We start from the raw sequence: 11,795 nt of genomic DNA, 5'->3' as shown, positions 1-11,795 counted from the left end.
TCTCGGAACCGACCGTCGTGCTGTCGCCGATGACCGAGACCGCGTTTCCGCCGATGGTGACGGGGAGGCTGATCGGAATGATCAGCTGGTTGCCGCCGAGGATGCTGTCGCTGCCGTCGGTGGTCACGCCACCGATCAGGCCGCCACTGGTGCCGCCGGTGGTGGTGGCGTTCTCGGAGGTGCTGTCACCGATGCCCGAGACCGCGTTGCCGCCGATGGTGACGGGCAGGCTGATCGGCAGGACCCCCTGATTTCCGCCGAGGATGCTGTCGGTTCCGTCGGTTGACACGTCGCCGGCCGAGCCTCCCGAGCCCGCACCGCCGGTGGTGGCGTTCTCCGAGGTGCTGTCACCGATACCGGAGACCGCGTTGCCGCCGATGGTGACGGGCAGACTGATCGGTGCGATCACCTGGTTGCCGCCGCCGAGGCTGTCGGATCCGTCGGTCCCGACGTCACCGGAGCCGCCCGAGGCCGCGCCGCCGGTGGTGGCCGCATCCTCGGTGTGGCTGTCACCGATCACCGAGACCGCGTTGCCGCCGATGGTGACAGGCACCGAGATCGGCAGGACCGCCTGGTTGCCGCCGAGCAAGCTGTCGGAGCCGTCGGTCTCTACGTCACCGGAGCCGCCCGAGGCCGCGCCGCCGCCGCCCACCGCGCCGCCGGTCGTGCCGGCGTCCTCGCTGTGGCTGTCACCGACGACCGACACGGCGTTGCCGCCGATGCTCACGGGCACCGAGATCGGCACGACCGCTTGGTTGCCGCCGCCGAGGCTGTCGGTACCGTCGGTCTCGACGTCGGCAGCCGGCGCCGCTTCCTCCGCAGGAGCGGGGGCCGGCGCGGGCGCCGAGGTCTCGGCATCCTCTGTGTGGCTGTCACCGACAACCGACACGGCGTTGCCGCCGACGGTGACGGGCACGTCGATCGAGACGATGCCCTGGTTGCCCGAACCGATGCCGTCGCCGCCGTCGGTGGTGACGTCCGGCGCCGGCTGCGACGCGGGCACCGAGGTCGTGGCATCCGAGGAATGGCTGTCGCCGAGGAGCGACACGGCGTTGCCGCCGAGGGTGACGGGCAGGTCGACCGAGATGATCGCCTGGTCGCCCGAGAGGAGGTCGTCGGTGCCCGACGTCTCCGCGGCATGTGCCATGCCGGTTCCGACGACGACCAAGCCGCCGCCGATCAGCGCGCCGAGGATGGCGCGCGAGTAGATCTTGCGCATGAGAGTTCTCTCCTGAGGTGTGAATGAGGTGCGCGAACGCGCGGGACCGTGTGTCGTGCGGGAGCACGACGCGGCCCGCCTCAGTCAGGGGAGACGTCGGTGGCGAAGGTGGGTGCGCCGGGGAGATCGTCGTCGACGAGTGCGCTGCGAGAGAGAAGAACGAAGGTCGGCGAGCCCGCGCGGTCATCGAGGCGCGCGGCCGCGGGGGAGGCTCCGCCGGACGACACGGATGCCGAAGACGAACCCGGGATGCCATCGCCCAGGGCGTGCGTGACGGGCGGTCCGGCGGGCGCGGGGGAGCCGCTGGCGTGGGCAGAGCTCTCGCCCGGGCCCGACGACGCCGAGGCGGCGAACGCCGCGGCCGCCGCACGGACGCGCTCTGCGGGGGAGCCGTGCGCGACGGTGGCGGCCGCGGCCGTGGGCACCGTGGCATCCGTCGTCTCGGGCTGTGCGGGGACCGCGGTGCCGTCGAGAGGGGGGATGCCAGGGGTCGGCGTCGCGGGAGCGGAAGGGGTGACGGTGTCGATGACCTCGTCGACCGTGCCGCCCGGGATCGTAGGCAGCAGGGGGTCGGTGGCCCCGGGCGTCCCGACGACGGCAGGGACGACCTCGTCGACCGTGTCGGCCACGCCGGTGAGCACGTCGTCGAGGCCGACCTCCGAGACGATTCCGCCGACCACGGGCACCGAGACGACGGTCTCGACGACGGGGGCCACGACGGTTCCGACGACCTCGACGCCGGCGACCTGCGACACGGTCTCGGTGACGGCGTCCACGGCGCTCGCCGCGGTGTCGTCGACGCGGTGGACGACCGTGTTCACGGCATCCACCGTCGTCTGCGTGACCTCGGTGACGGGCTGGCGGACCGGTTCGGGAACGACGGCCGTGACGGGAGCGGTGACCGGCTCGACCGTCTGGACCACGGATGCCACGGTGTCGTCGACCGTGCCGACGAGGCCCTTCACGGTGCCCGTGGTGTCGTTCACGGTGTCGGAGATCGCGCCGAGAAGGCCCGAGGGGGAGTCGTCGTTCGCCGACGCGGACGAGGTCGAGAGAGTCAGCGACAGGATGACCCAGGTGAGGGCCGCGAGGAGCGAGAGGCCGAGCAGGCGGAGCGCAGGAGGTGCGCTTCGCCGAGCCACGGCATCCATATCTGACTCCCCACAGTCGATCGACACTCGTCTATGACGTGTCTATGACGCGCGACTCTACGCCGCTCGCCGAACGAAGGCCAGAGTCTCAGCCAACCCCCAGTTACCAGCCGGTGACCAGCGGGGAACCGACCGACACGCCGCATGCGAACGTGACTTGACAGCGAGCGCGGTTGTCAGTAGCTGACCGGTGCAGTTATCCCCCGAGTTGTACACATGTTCTTGTCAAGTCCGAGAACCTTCAACTCATCCTTCAACCAGGATTCCCCCAGCTTTCCTGTGGATAGATAAAAGCCTGGTCAGGGATGCTTTGTCGGAAGAGATTCCACATGATCCACGGAGTTGTCCACAGCAGTTGTGCACAGCAATCGCGGCGTTTCTCGCAACCTGTCCACAGAGTTATCCACAGGGGTGTTTGCGTGGAGGAGGGGTGGTCCTTAGCGTGGGTGCATCCCATCGGGCACACCCGTCACCATCCGCGCGTCGATGTCGGAACTTGGTGATTCGATGCTGCTCGAGGTCGTCGTCTCGACCCACCCGACGTGATCCGTTGCCGGACGTCGTCGATGGGGCGAGTGCGTCCGAAAACTGAGAAGGAGTGCCTGTGTCGATTGCCGACATCGCCAACGAGCGTCTCGGGGGACCCCAGCGTCAGGAGCGCACGCCGCCGCACGACATCCTGGCCGAGCAGAGCGCTCTGGGCGGCATGCTGCTGTCGAAAGACGCCGTCGCCGACGTCATCGAGACGCTGCGCGGGCCCGACTTCTACGTCCCGAAGCACGAGCTGATCTTCGAGGCGATCCTCACGCTCTACTCGCACGGTGAGCCGACCGACGTCGTCGCTGTCACCGACGAGCTCATCAAGACCGGTGAGCTGCAGCGCGCCGGCGGCGCCGACTACCTGCACACGCTCACGTCGATCGTGCCGACCGCCGCCAACGCGGGCTACTACGCGTCGATCGTCGCCGAGCGTGCGCTGCTGCGGCGCCTCGTCGAGGCCGGTACGCGCATCGTGCAGATGGGCTACGCGGGCGAGGGTGACCCGACCGAGCTCGTCAACAGCGCCCAGGCCGAGATCTACAACGTGTCGGGCGACGACAGCGCCGAGGACTACATCCCCCTGACGATGGCGGTGGATGCCGCGGTCGAAGAGATCGAGGCCGCCCGCGGTCGCGACGGGTCGATGACCGGCATCCCGACCGGCTTCGCCGGGCTCGACCAGCTCACGAACGGTCTGCACCCGGGGCAGATGATCGTGCTCGCCGCGCGTCCCGCCATGGGTAAGTCGACGCTCGCGCTCGACTTCGCTCGCGCCGCCGCGATCAAGTCGAACGCGCCGTGCATCTTCTTCTCGCTCGAGATGGGGCGCAGCGAGATCGCGATGCGTCTGCTGAGCGCCGAGGGGTCGATCCCGCTGCAGAGCATGCGCAAGGGCACGCTCGACTCGCGCGACTGGACGACGGTGGCCTCCACTCGCGGTCGCATCAACGACGCGCCCCTGTACATCGACGACAGCCCCAACATGACGCTGGTCGAGATCCGCGCGAAGTGCCGACGCCTCAAGCAGCGCGAGGGTCTCAAGATGGTGGTCATCGACTACCTGCAGCTGCTCACGAGCGGTAAGCGCGTGGAGTCGCGTCAGCAGGAGGTCAGCGAGTTCTCGCGTGCGCTGAAGCTCATGGCGAAAGAGCTGCAGGTTCCTGTCATCGCGCTGTCGCAGCTGAACCGTGGCGCCGAGCAGCGTGCCGACAAGAAGCCGGCGCTCTCCGACCTGCGTGAGTCGGGCTCGATCGAGCAGGATGCCGACATGGTGGTGCTCCTGCACCGCGAGGCCGCGTACGAGAAGGACAGCCCGCGCGCCGGTGAGGCGGATCTGATCGTGGCGAAGCACCGCAACGGGCCCACGGACACCATTACCGTCGCGTTCCAGGGGCACTATTCGCGGTTCGCGGATATGGCGCCCGGGATGTAGTTCGGTTTGTAGGTTCTCGGCGAAGATGGCGGATTCTCAGATGAAGTGGCGGACAAATGGCGGATCCGCCATGTTCCTGAGAACGCTGCATGTAGTCGGACGTGAGGGCGCCGAGTATGCGGGACGAGAGACGGCGACTCTTCCGCAAGATGTCCGAGGTCGGCCGTACGCTGAATCAGCGCCCGCACCCGGGCCGCTGGGGAGAGGTGCTCCATGACGGTTCTCGAGTCTTTCGCTACCCTGCAGTCGGTTGTCGACGCGGATGTGAAGGTCGTGCAGATTGCCCGTGACCGTCGCGACACCTTCACGTCCGCGTTGCTGACCGCGCCGGATGTGAAGGTGGTGTGGGGGTCGGGTTCGCTCGCCCGCAGCACCCAGCTGCAGCCGGTGCATGATGTGGATCTCGTGGTCGAGTTCGATCAGGACGAGCACCCGGACTGGGGCGAGGACGGGGGCTCTGCCGAAGAGGCGATCGAGCGTTGCCATGATCTGGTGAACGATCTCCTCTCCGTGTCCCACGGATCGCGCGCGCAGCTGGTGCGCCTGATCCGCACCGCCGACCGCAATCGCGCCGCGAAGTGTTTCGTCGATCCGCCGGAGCAGGACAACGCGTTCACTGTCGATGTGATGCCAGCGTTGCGACGTCCGGACGGGATCCTGATCCCGTTCAAGAAGGAGGAGCGCTGGTCGCTCGCAGACCCTGAGTACCTCATCAACGAGGTCGCACGGCGGCAGCAGGACTGGTCGTTGTTTCGCCCGCTGGTCCGGGTCCTCAAGTACTGGTCGCGTCAGCATGAAGATGTGACCGGCACGGTCAAGTCGCTCGTGATGGAGGTTCTCGCGTTGGACTGCCTGTCGGTGAGCAACAACCGACCCGAGGCGTTGAAGAACTTCTTCGTCAACGCCTCGACGCACTCCTTGCGCGTTGAAGATCCCGCGGAGCTCTCCGGGTTGATCCAGCCGAGTCTGGACGTGGCCGGTCTGCGCAGGTCCCTAGAGGATGCAGCAGCTGACGCCGTCGCGGCGCTTCGGGCCGTCGCCTCCAATGATCAGCCGGCCGCGACACGTCACTGGCAGTCCGTCTTCGGGACTGCGTTCCCGCTCGTACTGCCTCCCGGTGGAGCGGGAGAGACTGGGCCGCGTCCGGTTCGCGATTCCCCGCAGGGCTGACCTTGATCCTCCGCAGCTGGTGGGAGGATGACCCGGGTCGTCTCGCGCAGGAGATCGACGACATCGGTTCGGTGGCCCCCGCCCTCGAGTGGACGCCCGAAGGTGCCGGTCACTTCAGCGGCGCACTCCCGGTATGGCCATTCACACGACCCGAACCAGCCGGGCTGTCAAACCTCGTCGACCAGCCGCTGCGCGCGCGGGTCGCGTACGGGCACGGCTTCCCCGCGGTCCCACCAATCCTCTACCCTTTGGAACCGCAGCCCGACGTCACCCTGCGAAGCTTCACCCAGTACCACGTGCTCCCCAATGGCGGCCTCTGCCTGCTCCGTGATGCCGACCAGTGGGACCTCTTCTCGCGGACCAGCGATCTGATCCTGAAAGCGTCGGGATGGATGATCGAGTTCGCCCTGTTTCAGCGCGGCAAGATCCCGAACATGACAGTCAACGGCATCGTCACCGACGAGCAACTCGATCACTTGATCACCGCGACCGCGGAAGAGACAGCGTGACCGAGCACAGCGCATGAGTGGCGAGAACTGGCTGGTGCTGTTGCCCACCGAAGCGATGGAGGTCATCGACAAGTCGTACGCGTGGGGCAATCTCACCTGCCGTCTGTCCGCACCGGACAAGGCCGCCATAGTCGTCGCCCTCTCGAACGAAGACTCGGACCTCGTCCATCTCACGGAGGATCCCGACCACTTCCTCACGGTCGCCGACTTCAATCGCGTCGGCCACTGGTACCGAGTGCCGGCGGACGCCGCGTTTTGCGCGTACCTTCTCACCCACCAACACGCGACAATGCCCTTCGACGCCTTCCAGACCCTCGTCCCGCAGGCGATCGCACCGCTTCCCGGCCAATGGCACATCGCCGTGACCTTCTGTCCCGACCCTCCGGAGATCCGCGATGGGGAACGGCTTCCGGCCTGGTCGGCGTGGACGATCTCGAACGACACCGTCCGCCCCATTTCTTTGGACATCCAGGACGGAACCCAGCATGTGACCGCCCTTGGAAGCCTCTGGCCAACCAGCCTCCTCTCGACCTCGCGGGCGCTCCTGCTAGGCGCCGGCAGCATCGGAGGAGCCGCAGCCGAAGCACTCGCAAGCTACGGAGTTGGCCACATCGACCTGGTCGATCCTGACAAGATCCTCTTCCACAACGTTCCCCGGCACGTCCTCGCTGCCGCGAGCGTTGGAATGTCCAAAGTGGATGGATTAAAGGCATCCCTGAACAGGCAGTGGCCGGAAAGCAACATCAGCCCATGGCCCATCGACCTCACCGCCAACGCCAACATCACCCGACCCCTGATTGACGCCGCCGACATCATCATCTGCACCGTCGACGGAGTCGAACCCCGACGCGTCGCAAACTACCTTGCACGCCGTGCGGGCAAACCGATTGTGTTCGCCTGCGTCCTCGCCGACGGCAGATACGGAGAGATTCTGCGCATCCGTGCACTGCCCGAGGTCGGATGCCTCGACTGTCAGCGTCGATACATGCGCGACAACGGAATGATCGATCCCGAACCGAGCCTGGACCGAGGCTACGGGGACGGCACCCGACACAACCCGATGACCGCAATAGGTGGAGACCTTCACCTCGTTGGGAGCATCGCAGCGAAAGTCGCCGTCGCGACTCTCTTGCAAAACGCCGGTGAAGTCGATCAGACCCTCACCGATGACAACCTCGTCATCGCCCTCCGCCCATCACCCGGCTACGCCGCCCCCTTCGATGCGCGACGAGCACTCCACCCGCACTGGTCCTCCGCGACGCCCCCTTACCCGGACTGCCCCGCATGCCATCGCCACCCGTGAGCTGGACCGTCGGTATCACCCAGGGTGCGCTCACATCGATCAGAACGATCATCGCGAGAAGCGACCCCACGCTCGAAACCGGCGGTGCACTCTTCGGACACGAAAACGCCCTCGTCATTACATCCGCCTCCGCACCCGGTCCGAACGCCGTCCACCAACCCGGCTACTTCCTCCGTGACCTCGAATACACCCAACTCGCCGCGGACCGCGCCCACAAGGTCGACCGCTCACAATGGATCGGAGAATGGCACACCCATCCCAACGGTCCGCCAGAACCCAGCCCGCTGGATCTCAACACCTACATCTCCCACCTCGTCGACTTGGAACTTCGCTTCCATCGATTCATCGCGCTTATTGGGTCACCGAATCCCCGCCCGCACCTGAGCGTATGGGTGCTCGCGCAATCGCCAGACGGCATCGAACTCCACCGTGCCGCGCTCGCACTCACAGCAACCGATCAGGGCTCGCGGAACCAGATGCCACCCGGCGAAGCCACTGAAGTCCAACATCGAAGTTGAGGTTTCACCAGTACCGGCCGCTGCCCACATCATTGCTGACCGCTATGCGCGACGGGTAGAACTACGTCGTGGACCTACACAAAGCGCGTGGCGTCCGAACACGAACATTCGACACCATCCCCGCGGGCGATCTCCCAGCCGCGTCCATTGAAAGCGAGACCACCCATGTCCGAACCGTTCGACCTTGCCAAGGCATATACGGCGAAGCAGGACCACATGCTCACAGGGCTGGGGCTCATGCCGCAGTTCACAGATCATCCCGGCACCAAGGGTGACGCCACCGAGGAGCAATGGGTCAGCGTGCTCCGGGAGTTTCTTCCCCAGCGATACGGGGTCGGGCCAATCTTCGCAATCGACTCCCTCGGGCAACAGAGCGGACAGATCGACATTGCGATCTTCGATCGACAGTACTCGCCCCTTTTTTTCGAGCAGGGCGACGTCCGCTTCGTGCCGGTCGAGAGCTTGTACGCCGTTTGTGAGGTGAAGCCCAGAATGAACAAGGAGAACCTCGACTACGCCCGGGACAAGGTCGCCAGCGTTCGCCGACTTCACCGCACCTCAGCGGAGATCCGGCATGCAGGCGGTACGTATCCAGCTCAGGATCCGGAAGCCAAGCCGATCCTGGGTGTCTTTCTCAGCACGGATCTTGATTGGGGAGATATCCGCGGTGCTGCAGCTGTGGGCTCGATCACCGAGCCTCAGCCCACGGGGCTCGATCTCGGCATTGCTGTCCGAGGAGGCGCCTTCGATCAGACTGACGGGGTCGCGTACTCCCCAGGAGGACAGGAACTGATCTGGTTCGCGACGCGTCTGTATCGCGCACTTTCCCGGCTGGGAACAGCTCTAGCAATCGATCTGGATGCCTATTACGTTCCGCTGCAGTCCCCAGGCAGTTAGGAAGCCGTGCGCTCGGCCGATGCGGCTTCCCGGTCGGCGGCGTAGCGTCGCGCGGCTTCCCACCAGTAGTTGTCACGGATCCGGTAGAGCAGGGTCCGCTCTCCGGGCACGCGTCCGACGAACTCAAGGAAGTGTGCGTCGCGGAGCTTGTGGATCAGTGGGTGGACGATGCTCCCCAACAGTCCAGTCGCTTCGACGATCTGCTTGGGAGAGAAGGTGTCGCCTTCGAGGGCGGCGATCTCTATGACGACAGCGTTCATGTAGCTGTTGCCGAAGAACAGCCGCGACTCCGCTGGTGCGATCGGCTCCACTATCGTCATGCCCCGAGTTTCGCATACGTCACCGACGTCCGGCACGTGCGCGAGGTGATTCCGAGGCGACTTCCTTCCCGGTGTTGTCTATCTGACGTACACAACTTGATTCTGGTCGTTTCGAGAGTACAGTGAATGTGACATTCACTAGAACGTACGTCACGTAGTACGTAATTGACCGATTCGCAAGAGCAACTCGGTATGACGTGTGTTACGTATTCGTGGTGGTTTCGTGCATGGATGCACGCGTGTGTGGGCGCCCATGATGGCGACATGTTCACAAACCGCCGGACCGCAGGGGCTGGTTCGTTTCCGTTGTCGTACCAGGGAGCGTCGGGGCTGTGACCGGGCTGGCGTCGACGGTTCAGATTCGCAGGTCAGACGATCACGTCGATGTCATCGCCTTGAATGATGTTCGTCTTCGTCAGTTCGATACCGCGGTGCCGTGGCGGGAGTTTCGTTGGTACCGCAAGCAGCGACACTTCTCCGGCTCGTACTGGTCGGCGACGATGGAGGCCCCGGTGGGGTACGAGTCGCGGTTGGAGTATGTGAACCTGCTGCTGGCCGACTTCGACCCGCGGGTGGTGTGGATCCTCTCGCAGCCGTTTCTGCTCGACGGCGATGATCGCGGCACGCGCCGCAAGCACGTCCCGGATTACCTGTTCGTCCACGCCGATGAGTCGGGGTGCGTGGTTGATGTGAAGCCGGCTGAGAAGTTGTCACGCCCGAAAGTGCGCGATTCTCTGGGATGGTCGCGGCGCGTGATCGAGGGGCACGGCTGGGAGTACCGGGTGCAATCCGAGCCCGATCCTGTCGTGCTGGCGAACGTGCGGTTCCTCGCCGGGTATAGGCGGCGCTTCCAGTTCCTCGAGTCCGAAGTCGATGGCGCAGCAGAGTTGCTATCCACTCCGGTCACATTCGGCGAAGCGGTGCGAGCTGTCACGGCGATCACTGCCGATCCGCGATTGGCTCGGTCCGTTGTGTTGCACCTGATGTGGACGCGGCGCCTGCACACGGACCTCACCCGCGTGCTCGACATCACCAGCCTCCTGGAGACATGAGTGTCGAGCGCGACGATCCACACACCCGCAGATCAACGAGAAGGGAAACGCGTCCGATGAAGAACACCTGGAAGGTCAGCCCGGGGGCCCAGATTGCCTACGACGGAAAGATGTGCACGGTCGCGGAGATCGGTGATGGCGCCGTCATCGTCCGCACCGCGGATGGGCGCACTCGCCGTCTCCGCATGATCGATGTGCTGCAACCGGAGTCGGAAGGCGGCAGAGTGCACGTGCCAGGCAGGGTGGGCGACGACGAGCAGACGCAACCTTTGATGCTTGTCTGGTCGGACGCAACCCAGTCCGCTCAGGCGGGTGCTCACCATCGGGCGGATCACGTCCGTGAGGTGCTCACGGGATACCGGTCGGGCAGTCGTGAGGTCGCCCGAGAGGGCGAGCCACGACTGGAGTACCACCCGCAACGGCCGCTCCGAGAGCGACAGAAGGCCAAGGCCAAAGAGCTCGACATAGGCCTACGGACCCTGGAGCGATGGGTCTCCCGGTATCGAGACACCGGGGAAGCGGGTCTCATCGATACCCGGATGTCACGGACGGGTGCGGCACTGACAAACTTCGACCCGCGGTGGGTTGACGCCGCGCGAACGATACTCGATGAGCAGGACGATCAGTCCAAGGTGCAGAAGAAGATCATCCTCGCCCGGATCCGCGCACGCATCGAGAGACTTCACGGCCCCGACGTCGTCACATTCCCGTCCACCGCCAGCGCATACCGGGGCTTGGACGAGCTCACCCGCGGACGAGGCACTTTCGCGGGTTCCACGAAGGCAAAGAGATCGATCGCGAACCGGCCCGCCGCTCCCTACGGACGGTTGACCGCGTCACGTCCCGGTGAGTTCGTACTTCTTGACACCACCCCACTGAATGTGTTCGCCGTCGCTCCGGTGACGGGCAAGTGGGTCTGCGCGGACCTCACGGTCGCGATCGATCTCTACTCACGGTGCATTCTCGGGCTGCGCTTGACGCCAGGATCGACCAAGTCCATCGACGTGTCCGGTGTTCTCGTCGAAGCGATGCTGCCGTTCGACCTACCGGGCAGTTGGGATACCGCCGCTCGTGTCCCGTATCACGGCGTGCCTGACACGGTGCTCGTCGACCCCACCCGAACCGATGTCGCCCGTTTCACACGCGCCGGCATCTTGCCCGAGACGATCGTCGTGGACCACGGTCGCCCTTTCCTCTCCGAGCATGTCACCACCGCGTGCGCCCGACTGGGCATATCAATCCAGCCAGCCCGTATCTACCAGCCCACCGACAAGAGCCCGGTGGAGCGCTTCTTTCGCACTCTCGACTCTCTCCTGCAGGAGCTCCCCGGCTACAAGGGTGCGGACGTGTCGGGTCGTGGGGACGATGTTGAGGGTGAGGCGGTGTATACGGTTCCGCAGTTGGAGCAGATCATCCGCGAGTGGATCGCGACGGTCTATCACCTCCGCCCGCATGAGTCGCTCGCCGATCCCAGCCTCCCGGGTGTGAAGTTGAGTCCGGCGCAGAAGTATGACCAGGGGCTCGCTGTCGCGGGTTCGCTGCGGATGCCGACGGACCGGAATGTGCTGTTGGAGCTGCTGCCGGTGGTGAAGCGTCAGTTCAACCACTATGGGGTGGAGATTCACAATCTTCGCTACACGGGGGATTCGGTGGCGAAGTACCGCAACCGGGCCCGGTCGATCCA

General features: G+C 65.3%; 11 protein-coding genes. 8 read left to right on the top strand and 3 right to left on the bottom strand.

Annotated features, from left to right (window positions below; translation table 11 throughout):
• Positions 1–1,219: hypothetical protein (locus tag LQV45_RS10045; protein WP_230006887.1), on the bottom strand; the 1,219-nt coding region annotated here is incomplete at its 3' end.
• 80 nt (positions 1,220–1,299) lie between these two features.
• On the bottom strand, positions 1,300–2,370 hold the full coding sequence (locus tag LQV45_RS10040) for a hypothetical protein (RefSeq protein ID WP_230006886.1): 1,071 nt from the start codon (positions 2,368–2,370) through the stop codon (positions 1,300–1,302).
• A gap of 604 nt (positions 2,371–2,974) precedes the next feature.
• Between LQV45_RS10040 and dnaB the strand changes: the two genes are divergently transcribed.
• From dnaB to LQV45_RS10010, 6 genes are all read left to right on the top strand, one after another.
• A complete protein-coding gene (gene dnaB, locus LQV45_RS10035) occupies positions 2,975–4,342 on the top strand; it encodes a replicative DNA helicase (protein ID WP_138176249.1) in 1,368 nt (455 codons plus the stop codon).
• Positions 4,343–4,555: 213 nt separating this feature from the next.
• Complete coding sequence (locus LQV45_RS10030) at positions 4,556–5,512, top strand: hypothetical protein (protein WP_005054599.1); 957 nt, start codon at positions 4,556–4,558, stop codon at positions 5,510–5,512.
• A gap of 2 nt (positions 5,513–5,514) precedes the next feature.
• Positions 5,515–6,021 carry a hypothetical protein gene (locus LQV45_RS10025; protein WP_005054597.1) on the top strand — a complete coding sequence of 169 codons (507 nt, stop codon included), beginning with the start codon at positions 5,515–5,517 and terminating at the stop codon, positions 6,019–6,021.
• A 13-nt stretch (positions 6,022–6,034) separates the two neighbouring features.
• Entirely contained in the window at positions 6,035–7,324 is a 1,290-nt protein-coding gene (locus LQV45_RS10020; protein ID WP_005054595.1) for a ThiF family adenylyltransferase, read from the top strand.
• Positions 7,321–7,842 carry a Mov34/MPN/PAD-1 family protein gene (locus LQV45_RS10015; protein WP_052323164.1) on the top strand — a complete coding sequence of 174 codons (522 nt, stop codon included), beginning with the start codon at positions 7,321–7,323 and terminating at the stop codon, positions 7,840–7,842. The genes LQV45_RS10020 and LQV45_RS10015 overlap by 4 nt, the downstream gene beginning before the upstream one ends.
• 165 nt (positions 7,843–8,007) lie before the next feature.
• The gene (locus tag LQV45_RS10010; protein WP_005054591.1) at positions 8,008–8,739 is read left to right on the top strand and encodes a DUF6602 domain-containing protein; all 732 of its coding nucleotides are present in this window, start codon (positions 8,008–8,010) and stop codon (positions 8,737–8,739) included.
• On the opposite strand, the gene LQV45_RS10005 is transcribed toward LQV45_RS10010, so the two are convergent.
• Positions 8,736–9,059 (bottom strand): hypothetical protein, encoded by a 324-nt coding sequence (locus LQV45_RS10005; RefSeq protein ID WP_005054589.1) that lies wholly within the window; start codon positions 9,057–9,059, stop codon positions 8,736–8,738. The two genes, LQV45_RS10010 and LQV45_RS10005, sit on opposite strands and share 4 nt — an antisense overlap.
• Positions 9,060–9,391: 332 nt before the next feature.
• On the opposite strand from LQV45_RS10005, the gene LQV45_RS10000 reads away from it, so the two are divergent.
• Both LQV45_RS10000 and LQV45_RS09995 read left to right on the top strand, forming a co-directional pair.
• Positions 9,392–10,111 (top strand): TnsA-like heteromeric transposase endonuclease subunit, encoded by a 720-nt coding sequence (locus LQV45_RS10000; RefSeq protein ID WP_005055286.1) that lies wholly within the window; start codon positions 9,392–9,394, stop codon positions 10,109–10,111.
• 56 nt (positions 10,112–10,167) lie between these two features.
• Positions 10,168–11,795, top strand: a 1,628-nt coding sequence (locus LQV45_RS09995) for an integrase (protein WP_230006885.1), incomplete at its 3' end; no start/stop codon positions are given.

This window comes from Microbacterium sp. Bi128, from assembly GCF_918698205.1.
The sequence above is the reverse complement of the archived record's forward strand: the minus strand, read 5'-3'. Positions and strand labels throughout refer to the sequence as shown.

Excerpts from the sequence above, each read along its gene's own strand:
- LQV45_RS10040 (WP_230006886.1), bottom strand. The coding sequence starts at position 2,370 with ATGGATGCCGTGGCTCGGCGAAGCGCACCTCCTGCGCTCCGCCTGCTC.
- LQV45_RS10030 (WP_005054599.1), top strand. The coding sequence starts at position 4,556 with ATGACGGTTCTCGAGTCTTTCGCTACCCTGCAGTCGGTTGTCGACGCG.
- LQV45_RS10020 (WP_005054595.1), top strand. The coding sequence starts at position 6,035 with ATGAGTGGCGAGAACTGGCTGGTGCTGTTGCCCACCGAAGCGATGGAG.
- LQV45_RS10010 (WP_005054591.1), top strand. The coding sequence starts at position 8,008 with ATGTCCGAACCGTTCGACCTTGCCAAGGCATATACGGCGAAGCAGGAC.
- LQV45_RS10005 (WP_005054589.1), bottom strand. The coding sequence starts at position 9,059 with ATGACGATAGTGGAGCCGATCGCACCAGCGGAGTCGCGGCTGTTCTTC.